General features: G+C 62.3%; 16 protein-coding genes. 9 read left to right on the forward strand and 7 right to left on the reverse strand.

The annotated features are described in order from the left end of the window. Nucleotides 1-11: 11 nt before the first annotated feature. The 3 genes from G3O01_RS35710 to G3O01_RS35720 form a co-directional block, all read right to left on the reverse strand. Entirely contained in the window at nt 12-1,331 is a 1,320-nt protein-coding gene (locus G3O01_RS35710) for an MFS transporter (protein ID WP_346779247.1), read from the reverse strand. A gap of 102 nt (nt 1,332-1,433) precedes the next feature. Next, nucleotides 1,434-3,080 (reverse strand): hydantoinase B/oxoprolinase family protein, encoded by a 1,647-nt coding sequence (locus tag G3O01_RS35715; RefSeq protein ID WP_205811716.1) that lies wholly within the window; start codon nt 3,078-3,080, stop codon nt 1,434-1,436. Nucleotides 3,081-3,097: 17 nt separating this feature from the next. Further along, complete coding sequence (locus G3O01_RS35720) at nt 3,098-5,146, reverse strand: hydantoinase/oxoprolinase family protein (protein WP_205811717.1); 2,049 nt, start codon at nt 5,144-5,146, stop codon at nt 3,098-3,100. Nucleotides 5,147-5,428: 282 nt separating this feature from the next. Between G3O01_RS35720 and G3O01_RS35725 the strand changes: the two genes are divergently transcribed. Beyond that, nucleotides 5,429-6,082, forward strand: a complete 654-nt coding sequence (locus G3O01_RS35725; protein ID WP_205811718.1) for a cupin domain-containing protein — start codon at nt 5,429-5,431, stop codon at nt 6,080-6,082. Nucleotides 6,083-6,150: 68 nt separating this feature from the next. Here G3O01_RS35725 and G3O01_RS35730 read toward each other — a convergent pair whose 3' ends face one another. Genes G3O01_RS35730 through G3O01_RS35745 form a run of 4 tightly spaced genes read right to left on the reverse strand, consistent with a single transcriptional unit; the run spans nt 6,151 to nt 10,312 of the window. After that, entirely contained in the window at nt 6,151-6,987 is an 837-nt protein-coding gene (locus G3O01_RS35730; protein WP_205811719.1) for an ABC transporter permease, read from the reverse strand. Continuing rightward, entirely contained in the window at nt 6,984-7,880 is an 897-nt protein-coding gene (locus G3O01_RS35735; protein ID WP_205811720.1) for an ABC transporter permease, read from the reverse strand. Before G3O01_RS35735 ends, G3O01_RS35730 begins: the two co-directional genes overlap by 4 nt. A gap of 12 nt (nt 7,881-7,892) precedes the next feature. After that, the gene (locus G3O01_RS35740) at nt 7,893-8,960 is read right to left on the reverse strand and encodes an ABC transporter ATP-binding protein (protein ID WP_205811721.1); all 1,068 of its coding nucleotides are present in this window, start codon (nt 8,958-8,960) and stop codon (nt 7,893-7,895) included. After that, nucleotides 8,960-10,312 (reverse strand): FAD-dependent oxidoreductase, encoded by a 1,353-nt coding sequence (locus G3O01_RS35745; RefSeq protein WP_205811722.1) that lies wholly within the window; start codon nt 10,310-10,312, stop codon nt 8,960-8,962. Before G3O01_RS35745 ends, G3O01_RS35740 begins: the two co-directional genes overlap by 1 nt. A gap of 322 nt (nt 10,313-10,634) precedes the next feature. Between G3O01_RS35745 and G3O01_RS35750 the strand changes: the two genes are divergently transcribed. The 8 genes from G3O01_RS35750 (at nt 10,635) to G3O01_RS35785 (ending at nt 22,718) form a co-directional block, all read left to right on the forward strand. After that, nucleotides 10,635-11,666 carry an extracellular solute-binding protein gene (locus G3O01_RS35750; protein WP_205811723.1) on the forward strand — a complete coding sequence of 344 codons (1,032 nt, stop codon included), beginning with the start codon at nt 10,635-10,637 and terminating at the stop codon, nt 11,664-11,666. A gap of 95 nt (nt 11,667-11,761) precedes the next feature. Continuing rightward, on the forward strand, nt 11,762-13,810 hold the full coding sequence (locus tag G3O01_RS35755; RefSeq protein WP_205811724.1) for a hydantoinase/oxoprolinase family protein: 2,049 nt from the start codon (nt 11,762-11,764) through the stop codon (nt 13,808-13,810). Next, entirely contained in the window at nt 13,807-15,810 is a 2,004-nt protein-coding gene (locus G3O01_RS35760) for a hydantoinase B/oxoprolinase family protein (protein WP_205811725.1), read from the forward strand. Before G3O01_RS35755 ends, G3O01_RS35760 begins: the two co-directional genes overlap by 4 nt. A gap of 57 nt (nt 15,811-15,867) precedes the next feature. Further along, a complete protein-coding gene (locus G3O01_RS35765) occupies nt 15,868-17,064 on the forward strand; it encodes an NADH:flavin oxidoreductase/NADH oxidase (RefSeq protein WP_241024563.1) in 1,197 nt (398 codons plus the stop codon). 54 nt (nt 17,065-17,118) lie between these two features. Continuing rightward, on the forward strand, nt 17,119-19,161 hold the full coding sequence (locus tag G3O01_RS35770) for a hydantoinase/oxoprolinase family protein (RefSeq protein WP_205811726.1): 2,043 nt from the start codon (nt 17,119-17,121) through the stop codon (nt 19,159-19,161). Nucleotides 19,162-19,168: 7 nt separating this feature from the next. Then, nucleotides 19,169-21,160 carry a hydantoinase B/oxoprolinase family protein gene (locus tag G3O01_RS35775; RefSeq protein ID WP_205811727.1) on the forward strand — a complete coding sequence of 664 codons (1,992 nt, stop codon included), beginning with the start codon at nt 19,169-19,171 and terminating at the stop codon, nt 21,158-21,160. A 148-nt stretch (nt 21,161-21,308) separates the two neighbouring features. After that, nucleotides 21,309-21,914, forward strand: coding sequence for a TetR/AcrR family transcriptional regulator (locus G3O01_RS35780; RefSeq protein ID WP_205811728.1), 606 nt, complete (start codon nt 21,309-21,311; stop codon nt 21,912-21,914). A gap of 111 nt (nt 21,915-22,025) precedes the next feature. Then, nucleotides 22,026-22,718 carry a type 1 glutamine amidotransferase domain-containing protein gene (locus G3O01_RS35785; RefSeq protein WP_205811729.1) on the forward strand — a complete coding sequence of 231 codons (693 nt, stop codon included), beginning with the start codon at nt 22,026-22,028 and terminating at the stop codon, nt 22,716-22,718. Nucleotides 22,719-22,720 lie beyond the last annotated feature (2 nt).

Genomic DNA, 22,720 nt, shown 5'->3' on the forward strand with positions numbered 1-22,720 from the left:
GGATTGGATTATCAGCGTAGATCGTCGTGCGCCGTCTCGCGCATCGTGAGGACGAACACAATCGACACGACGGACGACAGCGCGAGGTACACAGTGGGCGATAACGGAGAGTGCGTGATGCCGATCAGCATCGTCGATACGAACGGCGCGAACCCGCCGAACAGCACGGCGGCGAGACTGTAGCCGATCGACATCCACGTCGAGCGCGAACGCGTCGGAAACATCTCGGCGATGGCGGCCGGCCCCGGCCCCGAGAACAACGCGATCGAAGCGGCAAACACAATCTGCGCCGTGAGTATCACCCCGATATGCCGGCTCGCGAGCACCCAGCTCAGCAGGATGTACGGCAGCACGATAAACGCGATGCACGAGGCAAGCAGCAGCGGCTTGCGGCCGATACGATCGGACAACCTGCCCATCAACGGCACCGCCACCACGAGCACGAGCAAACCTGCTGTGTTCGACCACAACGCGCTTGCATGGTCCAGGCCGACGAACTTCTGAAAGAAGGTCGGCATATAGGCCAGCATGATGTAGTAGGACACGTTCCACAGTATTGCAAAGCCGAAGGCCCTGAACGCAAGCCGCAACCCCGCCGGTACGCTCAGCGATTCCGACTTCACCACTGCTTCCGAAAACGTAGGCGCTTCGGCGATATTGCGGCGCATGTACATGCCCACCGGACCGAGCAGACAGCCGAGCAGAAATGGCACGCGCCAGCCCCAGCTGTCCATCGCATCGGGGCCTAGCGCCGTACTACAGAGCGCACTGACGCCCGAGCCGAGCAGCATGCCCAGCGCCACGCTGCTCTGCTGGAAGCTGCCGAACAGGCCACGCTTTCCGTTAGGCGCCCACTCGACGATAAACGCCGTCGCGCCGCCCCACTCGCCGCCCGCGGAAAAGCCTTGCAGCAGCCGCGCGCTCATCACCAGCAGCGGCGCGGCAATGCCAATCGATGCGTACGTCGGCACCAGCCCGATTGCAACCGTGCTGCCTGCCATCATGAACATCGTGACCAGCAGCGCGGCTTTGCGGCCTCGCGTGTCGGCGAATCTGCCGAGCACGATGCCGCCCAATGGCCGCATGACGAAACCCGCGCCGAACACCGCGAAGGTCGCGAGCATCGACGTGAAGTCGTCTTTCGCCGGGAAAAATTTGTGCGCGATGATCGTCGCGAGAAAGCCGTAGACGGCGAAGTCGTACCACTCGAGCACGTTGCCGATCGCCGCTGCGGCAACCGCGCGTCGCGCGCCGGCGCGATCGTTTGCCGGTACCGCGGACGATGCGGAGTGCGCGTCGGCGCGCACCCGTTCTAGCGTAGATGTATTCACTGGAAACCTCTCACCCGTTCGGACACTACTGCTTCGCAAATCCCGGCCACGGCATACATGAAGCGAAGCCGGGATCATTCACTCAACGCATGGCAAGCGGCGCTACACCTTGCCAGCCGCGCGATCGCCCGCGCGCGCCGCTTCGTCACGCGCAACAGGATCGCCCCAGCCGCCGCCGCCCGCTGTCCCGACGATCAGCCTGTCGCCGCGCCGCATCGTCGTGACGATCTTCGAGTTGATCGGCTCGGTCTCGCCCGAACGGCGAATGATTGCGCTCTGCGCGCAAAGGCCCGGCTCTCCGCCCGATGCGCCCTGCGCGGCATGCCGATGACCTTCACCGCGATGCGTGACGGTCAGATGGTCGCAAAGGACTTCGAACTCCTTGACGAGACCCAGGCCGCCGCGATAGCGGCCGTCGCCACCCGAGCCGGTGCGCAATGCAACTTGCCGCACGCGCAGCGGCGCGTTCATCTCGATGGCCTCGGCGGGATAGTTCATGCAGTTCGACGCATCGGTTTCGATCACGTCGACGCCGTCGCCATCGCGGCTCGCGCCGTTGCCGCCCGCGATCAGTTCGCCCACCACGAAACGCCGCCCATCGTCGTCCACGCCGCCGAACGCGATGGCCGTCAAGGTGCTGGCGGAATCGGCGCCGACCTTGTCGGGCAACACTTCCTTGAATGCCGCGAGCAGGCAGGCCGTAATGCGCTTGATCGTGGACGTGCGTGAACACACGGGCGCGGGCGCCTCAGGATTGACGAGCGAGCGTTCCGGCAAGGTCAGCGTCACGGGACGAAAGCAGCCGCCGTTGGTGGGAATGGTCGAATCGGTCAGCACCCGCACGGCGAAATACGCAGCCGCCTGCGAACCGGACGGCACGCAGTTGAACGGGCCACGCACCTGCGCAGCCGTGCCCGTGAAGTCGACATGGAAACGTCCATCGGAGACTTCAACGGCCACCTGAATCTTCACCGGCTCGTCGAGGTCGATGCCGTCGTTGTCGAGCCAGCCGGTGTACGTGTAACGCCCGGCGGGCACCGCGCGCAATGCTTCGAGCGTCATGCGTTCGGAGTGATCGAGCAGTTCGGCGAACATCGCCGACAACGCTGCTTCGCCAAACACAGACTCCACTTCCTGCAGCCGCCGGATGCCGATCTTGCACCCTGCAATCTGCGCCGCGATATCGCCCATCAAGGTATCGGGAATGCGCACGTTCAGGCGCATCATCGCGTCGAGCGTTTCGTTGAGATGGCCCGCGTCGTACAGCTTGAGCGGCGGAATGCGCAGCCCTTCCTGGAAGATTTCCGTTGCGTTGGTGGGAATCGAGCCGGGTGTCATGCCGCCCACGTCCTGATGGTGCGCCATCGTGGCAGCGAGCGCGATCGGCTTGCCCGCGAGCCCGAACACGGGCGCGACGAGCGCAATGTCCGGCAGATGCGTGCCGCCCAGATACGGGTCGTTCATGATGTAGACATCCCCATCGCGCATGGAATCGAGCGGATAGCAGGCGAGGATGGCTGCGACGATCGGGATCAAGGTCGCGAGGTGAATCGGTACCGAGCATGCTTGCGCCAGGGTTTCGCCTTGCGGCGTGAACAGGCTGGCCGATGCATCCAGACCTTCCTTGACGATGGGCGAGAAGGAACTGCGCAACAGCGTCAGTTCCATTTCGTTTGCGATCCCGTCGAGCTTGTGGCGCATCACTTCGAGCGTGATGGGATCGATGGAAACGGAGTTGGCGTTCATCATGGATTCTCCAGGCGTTATCAGCGACGGTTCAGCAAGAGATTGCCCGCGGCGTCGACTTCACCGTGCCAGCCCGGATGAACGAGCGTCGTGGTGTCGGCCTGCTCGACAATGGCGGGACCTTCGAAGGTGAAACCAACGGGCAACGATTCGCGGCGTAACACGCGCGCATCGACCGGGCCGCTTTCCGGCGAGATCACGATCGGACGCGTGGATGTTTTCGGCTCGCCGTCGCGCGTGGGTGCATAAGCCGTATCGGGCACACGCGGGGCCGGCACGCGATGCACCGAACGCAGATTGACGATGCGCACGCGTCCCGCCGTGCAATGTCCATATACGCGATGGTGTTGCGCGTAAAACGCCTCGACCAGGGCTTCGAGCGGCGCGCCGTGCGCGCGGTCGAACGACACTTCCAGCGTGTACGACTGGCCGACGAAACAGACGTCGGCGAAATAGCGGCGCTGCAAGGCTTCGCTGCCGATTGCCTCGCTGGCCATCAATGCATCGCATCGGGCATCCAGCACGTCGAGCGCGGCGTTGACCGCAGCGATCGAGGTCCGGTCGATATCCTGACCAAACGCCGACGACGCCTCATGCTCGACGGGAGCCGACAGCAGCCCGTACGCGGCGAGCACACCCGGATAGCGCGGCACGAGTACGCGCGACATGCCGAGATCGGCAGCCAGCGAGGTCACGTGCATGCCGCCTCCGCCGCCGAGCGGCAGCAGGCTGAAGCCACGCGGATCGACGCCCTGCTTCACCGACACGAGCCGGATGCCTTCGGCCATTTGCGCATTGACCACGCGATGAATCCCCAGCGCCGCGTGTTCGACGCTCACACCCATCGGGCGCGCGATGTGCGTGTAGATGGCTTCGCGCGCGCGGTCCGGTTCCAGCGTCAACGCGCCGCCCGCGAAATAGGCGGGATCGATGTATCCGAGCACGACGGATGCGTCCGTGACAGTGGGGAACGTGCCGCCTCTGCCATAACAGGCCGGCCCGGGCTGCGAACCTGCCGAGCGCGGACCGACCCGCAAACCGCCGCCTGCATCGATCCATGCAATCGAGCCGCCGCCCGAGCCGATCGAATTGACATCGACCATCGGCACGCGAACCGTATAACCGTCGACGTAGCCTTCGGAGCGGATCAGCGCTTCGCCTTCGCTGATAAGCGCGATGTCGCTGCTCGTGCCGCCCACGTCGACGGTAATCAGATTGCGGATGCCAGCGCTGTCACCGACCCGTTGCGCGCCGATCACGCCCGCAGCAGGGCCAGACAGAAACAGGCGCACAGGACGCTCGCGCGCCACCGTCGATGCCATCAGGCCGCCGCGCGACTGGATCACCTGAAGCGGCGCACCGACGCCCTCGCGGCGCAAGCCATCGTCCAGCCGACGCAGATAGCCGTCGATAACAGGCTTCACGTACGCGTCGAACGCCGTCACCACGGTGCGCTCGTACTCGCGGAACGATGGATCGACTTCGTGAGACAGCGCCACCGACAGATCAGGCCACGCTTGCTCGATCAGCTCGCGAGCTCGCAGCTCGTGCGCCGGATTGACAAAGGAAAACAGGAAGCAGATTGCGATGGCGTCGACACCCGCGTCCACGAGCTTGCCGACGGCTTCGAGCAGGTCGGCATCCTGCATCGCTTCGAGGACGGTGCCGTCGTGCGCGATGCGCTCGCCCACTTCCAGACGGAACTCTCCGCTCGCGAGAAATGACGGCGTCTCCGGTTTCAGCACCGCGCGGTACATGTCGCGGCGCATCTGACGGCCGATTTCGAGCACATCGCGAAAGCCGCGCGTCGTGACGATGCCGATGCGCGCGCCGCGCCGCTCCAGCACGGCATTCGTCGCGACGGTCGTACCGTGCGCAAAGCGGACCACGGACGCCGGTTCGATGCCGTAGCTCGCCGCAAGCTGTCCGATCGCTTCAACGACCGCGATGCTCTCGTCTTCGCGCGTCGTCGGTGTCTTGAAGAACTGGATTCGCCCGCGTTCATCTTGTGCAACGACATCGGTAAACGTGCCCCCAATGTCTACGCCCACCCTGAAAGTCTCAGCCATGATCGCTCCTGTCGGGTTAATGCTGATGTATCGCTATACGATATGTATGTATCGTTATTAAATTTAGGCGGCCATATTGACGATGTCAATAAGTGGTCTGCCCGGGGTTTTCCAGTAGAAAGACACGTAGAACACGCGCAAAGGCATGCAGTGCAACGCTGTAGCGGGAGTCTGACGGCGCCGGTTTTATTCGCCGCGCAGCGGCAAAAAAGCCGGCGGGGCGTGTTTATAATAGTGAACAGCGTGAAATTCGCTCCCTGCCTTTTCTCTTTCCAAGCACTCATGCCTCGAGAATCTCGCATCGCCCACGATGCCGAACAGTCGGCTGGAACGCGCGGTCCCACCATTCCTAAAATCGGCCCCGCGGTCAAACGGCTAAGGCAGGAGAAAGGGCTTTCGCTGAAGGAGCTTTCGGAGCGCTCAGGCGTGTCCACGGGCATGCTGAGCCGGATCGAACGGAACCTCGCGAACCCATCGTTGCGCGTCATGACCCAGATCCGTCATGCGCTGGGCGCTGCGGCCGGCGCGTTGTTCACCGACGCGCCTCCCCAGCCCGCACCCGTCGTCCGCATCGTGCCTTCCGTCGGCACGTCGTCGTTTATCTGCAAGCAGGATCAGCGTCCGCAGCTGGATTTCGGGTACATGCGCAAGGAATTGCTGACGCCGCGCTCGTCCGTCGGCATGCAGATGATGATTCTCAGCATCCCGCCACAAGGTGCTTCGGGCAGCGAACCGTTCCGTTATCCCGCGGAAAAGGCAGGGCTGATGCTGGAAGGCGAGATGATCCTCACGGTCGGCGACGAGAAGTTCATGCTCGAAGAAGGCGACAGTTTTCTGTTCGACGGGTCGCTCGCGCACACGGTGTCGAATCCTGGCGACACGCCGTGCAAGGTGTTGTGGATCATCGGTGCGGTGTCGGGCGGACAGCATATCTAGCGGAAACATCCCGTCATGCATGCCGAAGCATGCACGACGGGAAGCAACGCGTCAGACGCAGCGAACGCTCAGGCCACCGTCAGCCTCTTGATCCCGTAAGTCATCTCCACGACACCCAGAATCACCACGGCCATCAGCATCTGCACCGTGCTGATCGCGGCAATCGACGGATCGAACTGGTTCTGCATGTAACTCAGCATCACGACGGGCAGCGTATTCGTACTCGCCGTGCCGAAGAAAAACGACAGCGGCAGGTTGTCGAGCGAAATCAGAAAGGCGAACAGGCCTCCCGCGAATATGCCAGGGCGGATCAGCGGCAATATCGTGTGTCGAAGTGTCTGCAGACGCGTGGCGCCCAGAATCGCCGAGGCTTCCTCGAGATTCGGCGAAATGCTGCGATACACCGCCAGCACCGTGCGCACCATGTACGGTATCGAAACGACCGTGTGCGCAATCAGCAGCGCGCCCATCGAAATCCCCAGCGAGATCGACGACAGGAAGTACAGCAGCGACAGTCCCAGCATGATCGCCGGTATGGAAATGGGCGCGAGCAGCAGGTCCGCGACGAGCGACGCAACCGGATGAGTCGATCGCGCGACGACCATCGCGGCGGGAATGCCCAGCAGCGCCGCCATTAACGATGAACCCAGCGCCACTTCGATACTGACCAGCAGCGAGTCCATAAAGGGCTTGTATTCGATCATGCGCGTGTACCAGTCGAACGAAAAACGCTCGATGGGGAACATGATGAACGACGACTCGGAAAACGACACGACTACGACCGAGACGATGGGCGCCAGCAGAAACAGCATCACAATCACAGTGAAGCCAGCCAGCAGATAGCGGGACAGGTTCAGCGGCGCACGACGTGCGCGGCCATCGCCTTGAAACAGTTCAGCGCTCATGATTTGGCATTCCTCTTTCGAACAAGACGGGCCTGCAAGACAAGTCCGATCAGCGCGACGAGCAACAACACATTGCCCATCGCGGCGGCAAACGCAACGTCCTGTGTGACGTTGAACTGTTGATAGATCAGCAGCGCAATCGTTGTCACCTTGCCGCCGCCCAGCAGCAGCATCGTGAGGAAGCTGCCGTTCGTGATCACGAATACGAGAATGCATCCCGTCAGAATGCCGTCGAAACTGAGCGGCAACGTGACGCTCAGAAACGCCCGCAAGCGTCCTGCACCGAGTGAACGTGCTGAATCTTCCAGACGCAGGTCGACGGATTGCAATATCGACGAGATCGATAGCACCATGAACGGCAACATCACGTGCACGAGACCGAGGTACACCGACACGGGACTGTTGAGAATGTCCACGGCACGCTCGATCAGTCCGAACTTCATCAGCGCAACATTCAGCAGCCCTTTTCTTGCGAGCAGGACGTTCCAGCCGAACGTTCGCATGATGATGGACGTGAGCAGCGGCGCGACAAGACAGAAGACGATCGCACCGCTCGCGCGGCCGGCGTGGCGGCACATGAAGTAGGCAATCGGATAGCCGACTATCAGGCAGAAAAAGGTCGTTACGCAACTGACCTTCAATGTCACACCGAGAATGCCCAGATAGTACGGGTCGGTGAACAGTTGCCGGTAGTACACGAAATGGCCGGATGTCGCGGCCGCGCCGCCCGTCACGCTGCGCACCACATTCTCGAGCAGCGGAATGAGGAAGAACACGGCGAGAAACGCGAGTGCGGGCAACGCCCACCATCGCTGCGCAACGGTGTAGGACCGCGACGGCCGTTTGCGCGCCACCGGTACGGCGGCCGCTGTCGTCTGAACATCGAAGTTCATGTTCCTATCCTTTCAGGCGAGAATCATCGCGGATTCCGGCAGCCAGTTGAGGCCGACTGGCGCGCTACGATCAACGGGCAACGGCTCCTGGCTATAAACAAGCGCCGTGCGGCTGCTAACGCCTTCGAGCGCGAGTTCATAGGCGAAGTAGTTGCCACGGAATACGATGTCGAGCACCGTCGCGGGCAAACCCTGCTCTCTGCCGACAATCTTCATCTTCTCCGGCCGCACGGCGATTCTGATCGGCTGTCCGGCGCCCGCTTCCGCATCGGTAGGAATGGGGCCGTCGAATGCGGGCGCGAAATCGAATTCCATGGCCGGCGCGTTTGCCGACCGCTTCACGGTGCCCGAGAAGATATTGGCCGCGCCGAGAAACTCCGAAACGAACTGCGATTTCGGCGACGCGTAAATCTCCGTCGGCGTGCCGACCTGCAGCACCTGCCCTTCTGACATCACAGCGATGCGGTCGCTCATCGTCAACGCTTCTTCCTGATCGTGCGTCACCATGATCGACGTGATCTGGAAGCGCCGTTGTATTTCTCGCAGTTCGAATTGCATCCGCTCGCGCAGGTTCTTGTCGAGCGCGCCGAGCGGCTCGTCGAGCAGCAACACAGACGGGTTGGTGATAAGCGCGCGAGCCAGCGCGACACGCTGCTGTTGTCCGCCGGAAAGCTGATGAATCCGGCGGTTTTCAAATCCACCGAGACGAACCGTTTCGAGCATTTCTCCCACGCGCTGCCGCTGCTCGGCGCGGCTCACGCCGCGCATCTTCAGTCCATATGCAACGTTCTCGCCGATCGTCATGTGCGGGAACAGTCCGTAGTTTTGAAACACCATCCCGATCGAGCGACGATTGGGCGGCACCAGGGTGACGTCGTCATTGCCGAACCAGACGCTGCCAACGTCGGGCACGTCGAAGCCGGCGATCATGCGCAGCGTCGTGGTCTTCCCACATCCCGATGGCCCGAGCAGCGATAACAGTTCGCCGGGTTTCACATCGATGTTCAGTGGCTTGAGCGCCTGCACCGCGCCGAACGATTTGCTGACGCCGCGTAGCCTCACGGAAACCGAGTTTCTCATCAAACTTCCTCCATTTTTTCCGCTTGCTGACGATCGAGCGCGTCGCGGAACTGATACCAGCTGCCAAGCGCCGACATGAACCACGGCTTGCCGTAATACAACGGATGCGTGGGCATTTGCGCCGTGTCGTACGCGGATTGCGGTGCATCCCGACCGTGAATGATTTTTTGCGCGATCAGGTTCCCGAGGTGGGTCATCATGACCACGCCGCTACCGTTGCAGCCCATCGCGTAGTGCATACCTTCGTATTCGCCGACATGCGGCAGAAAATCGAACGTCATCGCGACGTTGCCTTCCCAGCTATGCGACACCTTGGTGTCCGCGAGCTGCGGAAACCTGCGCAACATCTGCCGATGCAGCAACTGGGCCGTCGTACGTGCGTCGGTATGCACGAAACGCGCGCGCCCTCCGTAGACGAGCCGTGTGCCATCGGGCGACATGCGGTAATAGCAGGTCACCCGGCGCGTCTCCACGACCGCGCGATCACGCTGAATCAATGTGTTGCGCAACGCTTCGGGTAACGGTTCGGTCGCAATGATGTGACTCGTCACGGGCACGACGCGACGACGAAGATCGCCGATGATCGACGACGGATAACCGTTGGTCGCTAGCACCACATGCTTTGCGCGCACGTTGCCGCGTGCCGTCTTCACGACGAACGCCGCGCCGCTGCGTTCAACCGACTGAACAGCCGTCATGCCGAATACTTTTGCACCGTTCGCTCGGGCAGCACCCAGCACGCCGCGATAGTAGAGCGCCGGTTGAAGATGTCCTGCACGCTCGATCAGCACGCCGCCGTAGTAACTGTCGGTGGCCACTTCATCGCTGATTTCGCTGCGCGTCAGCAGCTTTGCGCCCGCATCCGTGAAGCGGTTCAGATCGTCGATCGAATCCGCCCATTTGTCGCGATGCGAAGGAACCCAGAAGCCCGTCACGCGGCCCGTGCGTTTGTACTCGCACGCAATGCCGTGCTCGTCGATGAGTTGTTCGACGTAACGCATGCCCTCGGCACACTCGCGCAACATCGCTTCCCTGCGGCGCGCATGGGCTTCGTCCATTTCGAACGAGCTTTTACCCGTCGGATTCTTGCCGACGTTGACGCCGCCCGTGATCTGCCCACCCGAACGCGTACTGGCGCCGCTGCCGAGCCGTTGCGCATCGAGCACCAGAACGTCGATACCGTGTTTCGCCAGCGTCAGTGCGCAACTCACGCCTGCGTATCCCGAGCCGACAACCAGCACTTCCGTTTCGCCCGGCAGCACGTCCGGTACGTCTTCGGGTGGACTGAAATCCCGCCACCAATAAGGTGTTTCTGAAAAGTCACTCGCGAAGATCGCGTTCCGAAGTTCCATGTACCTGATTTTCCTGGTCAAGAGTCGGGGATCGCTTCCGGCGAATCGCATGAAACGCCGCCTGCCATTCATTTACTATATTCAACATATTCAACAGAAAGCAAGCAACCAAAATTGCTCCAGGGTACACCCTGATGACACGCTGAAAATATCTAGAAATAGGCATCGTATAGCGATACGGAGAAGGTTTCTGCGACGTTGCACGTAATTTTTCGTTGCATCGAAATTTACTATAGTGAATACTAAATTGCATCTGGAGACAACGGCACCATGCAACGGTTCCAGACATCAAAACTCCGACCATTCAGGAATACAAATTGCCATGAAGACCATCAAGCGATTCGTATCGACGGTGACACCCGCTCTGCTCCTCCTTTCTCCCCTTGCAGCCCACGCGGGCGACCTCGTCGTTGCCGCATTCGGCGGATTGTGGGAACAGAGCTTTCGTCAATGCGTGATCAAGCCTTATGAGCAGCAGACGGGCAAACACGTCGACGTCGTGCTCGGCACGCCGGCGCAGTGGCTCAACCAGATCGGCGCGAATCCGTCCAAGCCGCCCATCGACGTCATCGCGACGCCGGCCGACAACGCAATCGATGCAACCAAGCGCGGGCTCGTGATGAAGCTCGACGCGGGTCACGTTCCGCGTATCAAGGAAATTCCCGCCCGTTTCGTCGATCCTGTCGATGGCTATGGCGCCGTGTTCGATTACGGCGCGATGGGTGCGCTGTACAACCGCAAGACCGTGCCGAATCCGCCTACCGACTGGAAGTCGTTCGTTCAGGGAACGATTGCGGGCAAATGGCATGCATCGATGCCGAGCATCAACTACTTCGGCGGCGGTATCTCGACGCTATGGATGTACTCGTCGCTGTATGGCGGCAACCTGCAGAACATCCAGCCCGCGCTCGACCAGATCAAGCAGATGGTGGCCAGCGGCCATCTCGACATGTGGACCGATCCCAATCAGGTGCTGAACGCGCTGAAGTCGGGCGATGTCGACATTGCGATGTACTGGGACGGACGCGCATGGGCGTTCATCAATGGCGGCAACAAGGAATTCAACTACTACACGCCGTCACCGGGCGCGACGATTTCGATGACGTTCCTGCAAAAGGTCAAGGGCGGCTCCGATCTCGCATGGGACTTCATCAATCTTGCGATGAGCCCCGGACCGCAAGCGTGTTTCGCAGCAGCGACGCGCTATGGCGTGACGAATCAGAACGTCGTGTATCCGGCTGACGTCAAGCCGCAGATCACGCAGATCGACAAGCTCATTTTCCCGCCCTTCAAGGACTTTCCGCAGTACCAGTCGAGTTGGGTGGATCAATGGAACAAACAGGTCGGCCGCTAGGCACCCTGCCCTAAGCACTTCGGTTTGCCGGGCGGATCACGCACGACGTGCCGCGCCGCCCGCGAACTGCATCGATTTCATTTCGGAGAAATTCTATGTCTTATAGAGTTGGCGTCGACATTGGAGGGTCGTTTACCGACTTCGCTGTTCTGGACGAAGACACCAAGGAGATCAAGAGCCTCAAGGTCTTTTCGCGGCCGGATCAGCCAGGTGCGGAAGTGCTCGCCGGCATCTCGGCGCTGGGCGAGCGATACGGCATCGAGCCAAAGGACATTGCGTACTTCACGCACGGCACGACGGTCGGCATCAACACCGTGATCCAGCGCAAAGGCCTGCGGCTCGCGCTGTTCACGAACGAGCACTTCTGCGACGTGCTCGAACTCGCCCGCCTGAAGATCCCGGACATGTACAACCTGCTGTCCAAACGCCCCGCACCGCTGATCGAACGGGACATGGTGTTTGGCATCCCCGGCCGGATCGATGCGCGAGGCAACGAACTTACACCGCTCGACGAAGAAGCGCTTGCACAAGCGCTGCGTCGGGCCGTCGCTTCGGGTGCGCAGGGCATCGTGATTTCGTTCCTGCATTCGTACACGAATCCCGAGCACGAAATTCAGGCCAAGGCATTTCTGGAGAAAGCGCGTCCCGGATTCCCCGTGTTCCGCTCCAGCGAGACGTGGCCGATCATTCGCGAATACGAACGCACCATCACTGCTGTGGTGGGCGGCTATGTGCAGCCGCGTGTCGCGCACTATCTCGAAGCGTTGCAATACGCGCTGAAGGAAGCCGGCGTGTCCGCCGAGGCGCATCTGACGAAAACCAACGGCGGCATCATGACCGCCGAACAGGGCAAGCGCGACTGCGTGCAGATGATCCTGTCCGGCACCGCGTCCGGTGTGATCGGCGCGAGCTACGTTGCAGAAACCAGCAATATCGCGCACTGCATGAGCCTGGATATCGGTGGCACCAGCGCTGACGTCGCGCTCATCGAAAACGGTCAGCCGCAGTATGGTGTCGGCGAAAAGATCGGCGACTTCAATATTCATATTCCGTCGGTGTCGGTGACGTCCATCGGCGAAGGCGGCGGCTCGATTGCATGGATCGACGAATATGGCGTGCTGAAAGTCGGCCCGGATAGCGCAGGCTCGCGCCCCGGCCCCGCCTGCTACGGCATGGGCGGCACCAAAGCGACCATCACCGACGCGTTCGTCGCATGCGGGCTGGTCGGCCACTCGCAACTCGGCTACAACGCTGTCAATGTCGATCGCGCGAAGGCACGCGACGCCGTGGGCGAACTCGCCAGCCAGCTCGGCCGATCGATCGAAGAAACGGCGGAAGCGATCATCAAGATCGCGATCTCCGGCATGTATGCCGATGTCAGCGCGCTCGTGTCGCGCTTCGGTATCGACGTGACGGAATATGCGCTGCTGGCATTCGGCGGCGCGGGCCCGATGATGGCCTGTTTCCTCGCGCGCGAACTCAAGATGCCCGAAACGCTCGTGCCGCCGACGCCGGGCGTGCTGAGCGCACTGGGCGGACTGATTGCCGACCTGAAGAACGATTTCATCAAGACGGTCTACGCCGATCTCCGGCCCGAACTCTCGCAGAACCTCGCAGCCGAATTCAGGAAGCTGCGCGAAGAAGCGCTGCACTGGTTGAAGACCGATCAGGGTTACAACGGCAAGCCGACATTCGTGTTCTCGGCGGAGATGCGTTATCGCGGGCAATCGTTCGAGATCGACACTGAACTCGATCCGTCGCTCGTGGAACATTGCGATGCCGATGCGCTTGCAGCGGCCTTCCATGCCGCCCACCGACGCATGTACGGACACGCGGACGACAGCGCCGCCGTGCAGGTCATCACGTTGCGTCTCGTGGCGATCGGCAAGACGGACAAGCCTCAATTCCCGCGCCGCGCACTGAACGTCGCGACGCCGAACGCCGTTGGCACCGTCACCTGCCACCTGGATGGCGAGATTCGCGAAATCGGCCTGTATCGACGTGCATTGCTCGAACCGGGCCATCACTTCGACGGCCCCGCCGTGATCGCACAGGACGACTGCACGACTGTCGTTCCTCCCGGCTTCCGCGTCAACGTGGATGAATTCAGCAACCTGCGCATCGTTCTGGAGAACACGCGATGACTATCGACAAGGCAGTGCTTCAGGTCCTCGCCAACCACTGCAAGGCAGCGGCGGAGAGCATGGGCTATACGCTGATGAGAACGGCGTATTCGACCTTCGTGAAAGAGACGGAGGACTTCTCGTGCCAGCTGCTCACCAAAGAAGGGCTGACGTTCGCGTCGCCGAAGACGATGGGCGCGACCTGGTACACGGGTCTCGACTACAGCGCCGTGATCGCGATGACGAACGACTATCGGGAAGGCGACGTCTACATGACGAACGACCCGTATAGCGGCTACGTCGCGACGCATTCGCCCGACATCCACATCTGGAAGCCGGTGTTCAGCGAAGGCCAGCTGGTGTGCTTCGTCGGATGCCACGTGCACAACACCGATGTCGGCGGCGCCGTGCCCGCGACGCTGTCGCGCACGCTGACGGAAGTGCAGCAGGAAGGCCTGCGCATTCCGCCAGTTCTCCTGATGCGCGACGGCGTGCTGAACCAGGAAGTGCTCGACATCATGCGCATCAACGTGCGCGTGCCGGACCAGAACCGCGGTGACCTGAATGCGCAACTGGCGTGCGTGAACACGGGTGAAGCGAAGGTGCTCGAGATCATCGAGCGCATGGGCCGCGAGCAGTTCGTGGAAGGGATCGAAGAACTGCTGAACTACGCGGACCAGCAGGCGCGCGACATCATCCGCTCGATTCCCGACGGCGACTATTCGTTCGCCGACTACGCCGACGAAGATTCCACCAACGGCTTTCCTGCGCGCATCTGCCTCACGGCACGCGTGCGCGGCGATTCCGTCGAACTCGATTTCACCGGTACGGACCCGCAACTCGCGTCGTCGCTGAACATGCCGACGGGCGGCAACGAGCGGCATGCGCTGATCGCAGTCGGTTTCATCTACGTGCTGTACGCGCTGAAGCCGAACATCGAACTGAACTCGGGTTCGGTGCGCGCATTGCGGGCGATCCTGCCTGCCGGTTCCGTCGTGAATGCCGTGTATCCCGCCGCTGTCGGCATGCGCAGCCTGCTGTGCAACGTCACGCAGACTGCCATCATCGGCGCGTTCACGCAGGCCTTGCCGGACCGTCTGCCTGCATCGCCCGGCAGCGGCGTGTCGATCCTCAACGTGAAGACCACGACCCACGACGGCCGAATGGTGATGGCGTCGATCGGTCCGGTAGGCGGCGGCGCGGGCGGCGGTCCTGCCGAAGACGGCGCGGAAGGCAGCGGCGCCAACATGTCGTTCCTCAAGAACACGCCCGTCGAAATCAACGAAGCCGAAGTGCCCATTTATATCCGCAAGTACGGCCTCGTTCCGGACTCCGGCGGACCCGGGCGTTTGCGCGGCGGCAGCGCGACCTTCATGGAGTTCCAGTTGTTTGCGCCGAACAGCATGGTGACGGCGCGCAACCGCGACCGGACCATTATTTCCGCGTGGGGCATTCTCGGCGGCGCGCCCGGCCGCACGTCGCGCTTCGTCAAGAACCCGGATTCCGCGAACCCGGTTGAACTCGGCAACGCGGACATCGTGATGTGCGAACCGGGCGACGTCATTCTCGTCGAAGGCCCCGGCGCGGGCGGCTATGGACACGCATACGAGCGCCCCGTCGCGGCGGTCGTGGCGGACGTCCGCCGTGGGCTGGTGTCGCGCGAACAGGCGAAAGAAGGCTACGGCGTTTCGGTCGACAAGGACTATATCGTCGATGAAAAAGCGACGACTGCGCTGCGCGATGCAATGCGAGCCAAACCCGTTGGCGGCCACTACGCGCACGGACCAGGCCGCACGGCGTTCGAGCAGGTCTGGACCACGGCGCGCTATCAGGCGCTGACGCAGATTCTCGCGAAGGCACCCATCTCGTGGCGCTATTTCGTCAAGCACAAGCTGTTCGCAGCAATCGGCAAGCAGGTCGCGGGACCGGATGGCGGCGCGGGCGACGTGAACGCAGCGTACATCGCACTGACGCGCCAGTTTCCCGAACTTCCCACGCTCGCCGACACCGTCGCCGCGTAATCGAACAGGACAGCGGCGCGCCACGCGCGTCGCGAATCACCAATCAGGAGTACAGGCATGAATGCCAATCCCGCCATGCTCGAATCGCAACCCGCAGCCAGGCTCTTCACCCCGTTCACGCTGCGTGGCGTGACGTTTCCGAACCGCATCGTGATCGCGCCGATGCAGATGTACAAGTCGAAGCCCGACGGCATTCTGACCGACTGGCATTTCCAGCATCTTGCGAAATTCGCGGTCGGCGGTGCCGGCACCGTGATGACGGAAGGGCTTATCGTCGATGAAGTGGGCCGCAACACCTACGGCGATCTCGGTATCTGGTCGGACGCGCAGGTGCCTGCGCTGTCGCGTCTCACTGGCTTTCTTCACGAGGCCGGCTCGCTTGCCGCCGCGCAATTGCATCACGCGGGTCCAAAATCGGCGCGTCAGCGGCCATGGGAAGGACTCGGGCCGCTCGGCGACGCCGAAGCCGCACGCGGCGAAGTGCCGTGGCAGCCGGTGAGTTCGTCGGATGGCCGCTCGGTTGAAGGCTGGCATCAGCCGCGTGCGCTGACGAAGGATGAAATCCGCCAGCTCGTCGACCGCTATGCAGCGGGTGCGCGCCGCGCTGATCAGGCCGGCTTCGACGTGCTCGATGTCCACGCGGCGCACGGTTATCTGATTCACTCGTTCCTCTCGCCGATCGCCAATCGACGTGACGACGAATACGGCGGCGACCGCGACGGCCGCATGCGTTTCGCGCTCGAAATCGCCAGTGCGCTGCGCGCCAACTGGCCCGCGCACAAGCCGATCTTTTTCCGGCTGTCGTGCGTCGACTGGCGTCCGGACGTCGACTCGCGCAGCGACGGCTGGACGATCGAAGACAGTTGCGTGCTGGCCACCGAGTTGCACAAACGCGGCGTCGATCTGATCGACTGCTCGTCGGGTGGCATCCGCGCTGAAAACTCGTTGATGGACTACGCGAAAAAACGCCAGCGGCTCACGCGCGGTCATCAGGTGCCGTATGCCGAGCAGATCCGCAAGACCACGAGCGTGCCGACCATGGCTGTCGGCGTCATTCTCGATGGGCCGCAAGCCGAACAGATTCTCGCCGAAGAGAAAGCCGATCTGATCGCGATCGGCCGCGAAGCGCTGATCGATCCGCATTGGGCGCTGCACGCGGCGCAGGCGCTTGGCGTCGATCCGGACTGGAAGCGGTGGCCATCGTCGTACGGATGGTGGCTCGCATTGCGCGCACGAATCGGCATTCAGGACTGACGGGCGTTCATCCACCTTTCGCTCTCTATCGATGAACACATTACGGACAGAAAAATGGCTCACAGAATCGGCGTAGATATCGGCGGATCGTTTACGGATTTCGCCGTCCTCGATGAACAGACCAAAGAAGTGCGCGCACTGAAGGTCTTTTCCAGACCGGACTCGCCCGGTGCCGAAGTGCTGACGGGCATCGCCCAGTTGACCGCGCGCTACGGCATCAAACCGGAAGACATCAGCTACTTCACACACGGCACGACAGTGGGCGTCAACACCGTGATCCAGAAGAAAGGCCTGCGCCTCGCGCTCTTCACCACGGCCGACTTCTGCGATGTGCTCGAACTCGGCCGCCTGAAGCTGCCGAACATGTTCGATCTGCTCTCGCGCCGCCCTGCCCCGCTGATTCCGCGCGAGCGCGTGTTCGGCATTCGCGAGCGCCTGCTCGCCGATGGCTCGGTCGACGTCAGCCCCGACGAAGACGACATCAAACGTGCAGTGAATCTCGCTATCAAGGCGGGCGCGGAAGGCATCGTCATCGCGTTCCTGCATTCGTACCGCAACGGCATGCACGAAACGGCCGTCAAGAAGATCGTGCGCGAGATCGCGCCGACCTTGCCGGTGTTCTGTTCGTCCGAAGTGTGGCCGATCATTCGCGAGTACGAGCGCACCATGACGGCTGTGATCGACGGATACGTCCAGCCGCGCGTCGCGCATTACCTCGCGTCATTGCAGGCGGCGTTGAAAGAAGCGGGCGTGATGCCGGAGCCGCGCATCACGAAGTCCAATGGCGGCGTCATGACGGCCGAGCAAGGCAAGCGCGACTCCGTGCAGATGATTCTGTCGGGCACGGCATCGGGCGTGATCGGCGCGGCGTTCGTGGCGCAATCGTGCGGACTGAACGACTGCATGAGTCTTGATATCGGCGGAACGAGCGCGGACGTCGCGATCATCACCGATGGCAAGCCGCGCTATGGCATCGGCGAATACATCGGCGATTACCAGATCTATATTCCGTCCGTGTCGGTGACCTCGATCGGCGAAGGCGGCGGCTCGATCGCGTGGATCGACTCGCTCGGCGTGCTGAAGGTCGGGCCCGACAGCGCCGGCTCGACGCCGGGTCCGGCGTGCTATGGCCGCGGCGGCAAGCTGCCGACCATCACCGACGCGTTCGCCGTGTGCGGCATCGTCGGACAGGAGCAGCTTGGCTTCAATGCCGTTTCCGTCGATGTCGCGGCTGCTCGCGCGGCCATCGGCACGCTGGCGCACGAGCTGAACAAATCGGTCGAAGAGACCGCCGAGTCGATCATCCGCATCGCGGTGGCGCGCATGTTCGCCAAGGTCAGCGCGCTGGTGACGAAGTTCGGCATCGATCCGCGCACGATGTCGATGCTGCCCTTCGGCGGCGCGGGCCCGATGATGGGCTGTCTGCTTGCACGCGAACTCGGCATGCGCCGCACCGTCGTGCCCGTCACGCCTGGCGTGCTGAGCGCGCTCGGCGGGCTGCTCGCCGACTTCAAGAACGACTTCATCAAGATGCTGTTCGTCGAACTCGACGACAGCGTGCTGCCCGAGTTGCGCAGCGGCTTTGCCGACCTGCGTGAGCGCGGCGCCGCGTGGCTGCGCGACGATCAGGGCTACGAAGGCGAGGCTGAACTGCAGTTCTCTGCCGACATGCGTTATCGCGGGCAGTCGTTTGAAATTGAAGTGGCGCTCACGCAGGAAGTCGCGTGTGAAGGTACCGCCGGGCAACTCAAGGCCGCCTTCCACGCCGCGCACGAAGCGATGTACGGCCATTCGGACCCGGACGCGGCGGTGCAGCTTGTCAGCCTGCGGCTCGTCGCGAGCGGCAAGACGCCGCGCCCCGAGATGAAGCGCATCCGCGAAAACGACGGCACGCCGCCGTCGTTCCGCGAGATCGAAATCTGGGCGGAAGGCAAGCAGCAGCGCGTGCCGCTTTACGTGCGCGCAGGACTGCTCGCCGGGCACACGTTCGCAGGCCCCGCCGTCGTCGCGCAGGACGACACGACCACCTTCATTCCGTCGGGCACCGACGTCACCGTCGATGCGTTCGGCAACCTCGACATCACATTCGTAAGGTAGTCAAGACATGCGAATCGATAACACGACGCTTCAGATTCTGGCGGACTATTGCGCCGCCGCGACGGAAGTGATGGCGCACACGCTGATGCGTACCGCCCACTCCACTTTCGTGAAGGAAACCGAGGACTTCACCGCGCAACTCGTCACGCCCGACGGCGTGACCTTCGCTTCGCCCAAGGGCCTGGGCGCGACCTGGTTCACGGGTCTCGATTACGGCACCGCGTTCGGGATGATCGACGCATACGAAGAAGGCGACATCTGCGTCACCAACGATCCCTATAGCGGCTACGTCGCAACGCATTCGCCCGACCTGCACATGTGGAAGCCCGTCTTTCACGAAGGCGAACTGGTGTGCTTCGTTGCGGGCCACGTGCACAACACGGACGTGGGCGGCGCAGTGCCCGCCTCGCTGTCACGCGCGCTGACGGAAGTGCAGCAGGAAGGCTTGCGCCTGCCGCCGCTCAAGATCTGCACGCGCAACGGCTTCAACGAAAACGTGCTGCGCATCATCCAGACGAACGTGCGCGTGCCGGAGCAGAACTGGGGCGACCTGAAAGCGCAGATCGCCGCGATGAATGTCGGCGAGCGCCGCGTGCACGAGATCATCGCGCGCTTCGGCGTCGAGACCTTCCGTGAAGCGCAGCGCGAGCTGCTCAACTATGCGGAGCGGCAAGCGCGGCAGATCGTCGAGTCGATCCCTGACGGCGAATACTCGTTCTCCGATTACGCCGATGAAGACGGCCCGAACGGCAACCCGTGCCGCGTCGCGGTGAAACTGACCGTGCGCGGCGACGGCCTCACGATGGACTTCACGGGCAGCGATCCGCAGCTCGCGTCGTCGTTGAACATGCCGACAGGCGGCAACGAGCGGCATGCGCTCGTCACGCCCGCGCTGATTCTCGTGCTGTCCACGCTGAATCCGCACCTCGTGCTCAACTACGGGACGGCGCGCGTGGCGCGCGCGATCCTGCCCGAAGGCACGATCATGAATGCAGTCGCGCCCGCCGCGGTCGGCATGCGCAGCCTGATCGTCGGCGTCGTTCAGCTGGCCGTGCTCGGCGCGTTCCAGCAGGCGTTGCCCGAACGGCTCGCAGCCTCGCCGGCGGGCAGCGCGTCGCTGCTCAACGTGAAGACCGCGGACCGGCATGGCCGCACGATCATGGCGTCGATCGGACCGATCAGTGGCGGCGGCGGTGGTTCACCCGAAGACGACGGCGTCGAAGGTTGCGGCGGCAACCGTTCGTTCCTCAAGAACACGCCCGTCGAAATCAATGAAGTGGAAGTGCCCATCAAGATCTTGCGCTACGGCCTCGTCACCGATTCGGGCGGCGCCGGCAAGTATCGCGGCGGCACGGCAATGGTGATGGACTTCCAGGTGTTCTCGCCCGGCTCCGTCGTCACCGCGCGCAACCGCAACCGCACCCGCTTCGCTTCGTGGGGCGTGCTGGGCGGCAAGGCGGGCGGCACGTCGCAATTCCTGCTCAATCCAGGTACGCCGGGCGAACGCGATCTCGGCAACACGGACGTGGTCGGCTGCAATCCGGGCGACGTGCTGTCCGTGCGCGGTCCTGGCGGCGGTGGCTGGGGCGTGCCGTACGACCGCCCCGTCGAACTGGTCGCCACCGATGTACGCGGCGGCTTCGTGAGCCGCGAGGTTGCCGAACGCGTCTATGGCGTCGTGCTCGACGATGACCTGCAGGTCGACACGGATGCGACCGCGAAGCTGCGCAAGAACGTGGCCGTCGGCGCGATCCGCGAGCCGTTCGATCTCGGCGACGCACGCGCGTCGTATGAAAAGGTCTGGAACGACGAACGATACGGCGCGCTCACCGATATCCTGAGCGGCTTGCCCGTGATCTGGCGTCACTACGTGAAGCAGAAGATTTTTGCGCTGATCGGCAATGCGCCGTCCGACAACGGCAAGGCATCGGTGAAGGCGGCCTATCTGAAGCTGCTGGATCAGGACGCCGCGCTCAAACGCAGTCTCATCGGCGAATAAGGATCAGCGCGGTTTTCGCGCAAAAGGCTTTCTCTCGCAGTAGTTCGGGCGTTCACGGCTTTCTGCATACCCTGGCAGCCGTGGACGCCCATTTTTTCGCCCGGATATTTACTAGACGACTGGTCTACTCAGTGTTACAGTAGCGCCCATGGTTAACGCAAGCACATCCGAAACAGTCGACGTCCGCGAGAAAATCCTTGCGGTGGGTCAGGAGATCATGGGCGCCAAAGGCTTTGCAGCCGTGGGGCTGAACGAAGTCCTGACGGCGGCCGGCGTGCCAAAGGGGTCGTTCTACCACTACTTCGGCTCGAAGGACGGATTTGGTGAGGCAATGCTCGAACGCTATTTCGAGGACTACCTTGCCGATCTGGACGAAACGCTCGCGCAGCCGGGCCTCAACATGGCGCAGCGGCTGATGAACTACTGGCAGATCTGGAAAGAAACCCAGTCCTTCTTCGACTGTCAGGGCAAGTGTCTCGCGGTAAAGCTTGGCGCGGAGGTCGCGGATATGTCGGAATCGATGCGCGCGTCGCTCGATCGCGGCACGGCGGGCATCATCACGCGGCTGGCGGCGGCGATCGACACTGGTGTGCGGGAAGGGTCGCTCGAAATCGACGGCGATCCGCTTGGTACCGCGCAAAGTCTTTACGAGCTGTGGCTGGGCGCGAGCGTCATGGTCAAGATCGTGCGCCATGCGCGGCCGTTCGATACCGCTTTGGCTACTACGCGGCAATTGTTGCGCGTCAGGGCCTGACCAAACACATTGGCAGAAGGCACTTCTCACCAGGTGCCTTTTTTTGGGCGAATTTACTAGACGACTGGTCTACTACACGTTAAATGCAATCTTTATTCGCGGAGAAGCAATATGAAAGTCTTGATGGTTCTCACGTCGCATGACGAGCTTGGCAACACCGGCCGCAAGACCGGATTCTGGCTCGAAGAACTGGCCGCGCCGTACTACACGCTCAAGGATGCCGGCGTGGAGATCACGCTCGCTTCGCCCAAGGGCGGACAGCCGCCTCTCGATCCAAAGAGCAACGAGCCGGCCAATCAGACTGAGCTGACGCGCCGATTCGAAGCCGATCCGCACGCGATGGCACAACTCGCCGATACGATGCGCCTCGACAGCGTCACGCCTGTGGATTTCGATGCCGTGTTCTATCCGGGCGGACATGGTCCGCTTTGGGATCTGGTCGACGACCGGAATTCAATTGAACTGATCGAGTCGTTTATCGCTGCGGGCCAACCCGTTGCGCTCGTTTGCCACGCGCCTGGCGTGCTTCGTCATGCCAGGTCGCCGGATGGTCAGCCGTTGCTGAACGGCAAGGAAGTCACGGGATTCAGCAACACCGAAGAAGCCGCGGTCGGTTTGACCTATGTGGTGCCGTTCCTGGTCGAGGACGTACTCAAGGACAAAGGCGCCACGTACTCGAAAACCGAGGACTGGGCTCCGTACGTAGTCAGCGACGGTCCGCTGATTACCGGGCAAAACCCCGCGTCGTCTGCACTGGCGGCAACTCATCTGCTGACCCAGCTTGCGCTGGCAGCGAACGCGTAACC

The sequence above is a fragment of the Burkholderia sp. Ac-20365 genome (assembly GCF_017104715.1).
In the GTDB taxonomy this organism is placed as follows: Bacteria; Pseudomonadota; Gammaproteobacteria; order Burkholderiales; family Burkholderiaceae; genus Paraburkholderia.

What these genes read in the sequence shown, in the direction of transcription:
- G3O01_RS35725 (WP_205811718.1), top strand. Translation starts at nt 5,429, where the DNA reads ATGCCTCGAGAATCTCGCATCGCCCACGATGCCGAACAGTCGGCTGGA.
- G3O01_RS35745 (WP_205811722.1), bottom strand. Translation starts at nt 10,312, where the DNA reads ATGGAACTTCGGAACGCGATCTTCGCGAGTGACTTTTCAGAAACACCT.
- G3O01_RS35775 (WP_205811727.1), top strand. Translation starts at nt 19,169, where the DNA reads ATGCGAATCGATAACACGACGCTTCAGATTCTGGCGGACTATTGCGCC.
- G3O01_RS35780 (WP_205811728.1), top strand. Translation starts at nt 21,309, where the DNA reads ATGGTTAACGCAAGCACATCCGAAACAGTCGACGTCCGCGAGAAAATC.
- G3O01_RS35735 (WP_205811720.1), bottom strand. Translation starts at nt 7,880, where the DNA reads ATGAACTTCGATGTTCAGACGACAGCGGCCGCCGTACCGGTGGCGCGC.
- G3O01_RS35750 (WP_205811723.1), top strand. Translation starts at nt 10,635, where the DNA reads ATGAAGACCATCAAGCGATTCGTATCGACGGTGACACCCGCTCTGCTC.
- G3O01_RS35740 (WP_205811721.1), bottom strand. Translation starts at nt 8,960, where the DNA reads ATGAGAAACTCGGTTTCCGTGAGGCTACGCGGCGTCAGCAAATCGTTC.
- G3O01_RS35770 (WP_205811726.1), top strand. Translation starts at nt 17,119, where the DNA reads ATGGCTCACAGAATCGGCGTAGATATCGGCGGATCGTTTACGGATTTC.
- G3O01_RS35760 (WP_205811725.1), top strand. Translation starts at nt 13,807, where the DNA reads ATGACTATCGACAAGGCAGTGCTTCAGGTCCTCGCCAACCACTGCAAG.
- G3O01_RS35715 (WP_205811716.1), bottom strand. Translation starts at nt 3,080, where the DNA reads ATGATGAACGCCAACTCCGTTTCCATCGATCCCATCACGCTCGAAGTG.
- G3O01_RS35720 (WP_205811717.1), bottom strand. Translation starts at nt 5,146, where the DNA reads ATGGCTGAGACTTTCAGGGTGGGCGTAGACATTGGGGGCACGTTTACC.
- G3O01_RS35785 (WP_205811729.1), top strand. Translation starts at nt 22,026, where the DNA reads ATGAAAGTCTTGATGGTTCTCACGTCGCATGACGAGCTTGGCAACACC.
- G3O01_RS35765 (WP_241024563.1), top strand. Translation starts at nt 15,868, where the DNA reads ATGAATGCCAATCCCGCCATGCTCGAATCGCAACCCGCAGCCAGGCTC.
- G3O01_RS35755 (WP_205811724.1), top strand. Translation starts at nt 11,762, where the DNA reads ATGTCTTATAGAGTTGGCGTCGACATTGGAGGGTCGTTTACCGACTTC.
- G3O01_RS35730 (WP_205811719.1), bottom strand. Translation starts at nt 6,987, where the DNA reads ATGAGCGCTGAACTGTTTCAAGGCGATGGCCGCGCACGTCGTGCGCCG.